This is a genomic window from Planotetraspora silvatica, from assembly GCF_016863315.1.
Lineage (GTDB): Bacteria > Actinomycetota > Actinomycetes > Streptosporangiales > Streptosporangiaceae > Planotetraspora > Planotetraspora silvatica.
In genome coordinates this window covers 1-682 of the sequence record NZ_BOOQ01000111.1, presented here as the reverse complement: position 1 = coordinate 682, position 682 = coordinate 1, and the positions used below count along the sequence as shown (strand labels likewise).

Annotated in this window: 1 protein-coding gene; it reads right to left on the bottom strand. The window is 69.5% G+C overall.

The features are described 5' to 3' along the window. Window positions 1-54: 54 nt before the first annotated feature. Window positions 55-570, bottom strand: coding sequence for an Asp23/Gls24 family envelope stress response protein (locus Psi02_RS39820; RefSeq protein ID WP_203981099.1), 516 nt, complete (start codon window positions 568-570; stop codon window positions 55-57). Between the last annotated feature and the right edge of the window lie 112 nt (window positions 571-682).

The window sequence follows — 682 nt, the reverse complement described above, 5'->3', positions numbered from 1 at the left end:
CCACGTAAGGGCAGGCCCTGGTCCGCTCGGCGACGAGCCTCGCAATCGGGGCGCTCATTCGACCCGCGGCGCCGCCTGGGTTTCGCCGCCCTCGTCCTCTTGAGGCAGGTGCACGTCGTCCACCGCGATGTTGACCTCGGTCACCTCGAGCCCGCACATGTGCTCGACCGCGCTGATCACGTTGCGCCGCACAGCCGCCGCGAGATCGGGGATGGCGACCCCGTAATCCACGACCAGGGCGATGTCGGCCGCGGCCTGACGCTCGCCGACCTCTACCGCGACTCCCTGGGTGACGCTGTCGGCGACGCCCAGCCTGCCCTTGAGCGCCCCGAACGCCCGTGCCGTCCCCGTGCCGAAATCATGCACACCCGAAATCTCCCTGGCGGCGACACCCGCGATCTTCGCGACCGCCTCCCCGGCGATGGTCGTGCGACCCTGATCGGTCACCAGACCGGACGCCGCCCGGCGATCCCGAGTGAGGGTGCCCTGACCCGGCGCGGGACTCTGTTCGGCGCCGCTCTCCCGCTGCGCGGGTACGCCCTGCACCGGCGGCGTCCTGGACCCTGCCATGTGAATCCCCCACTTCACCCCTGATTGATACGCCTGCTTCCTTCGTCGATCACCCGTAATACCCCGTTTGCGTAGCGTAATGACGCCAGGTGGGGCGAGGTTCAGTCACCGG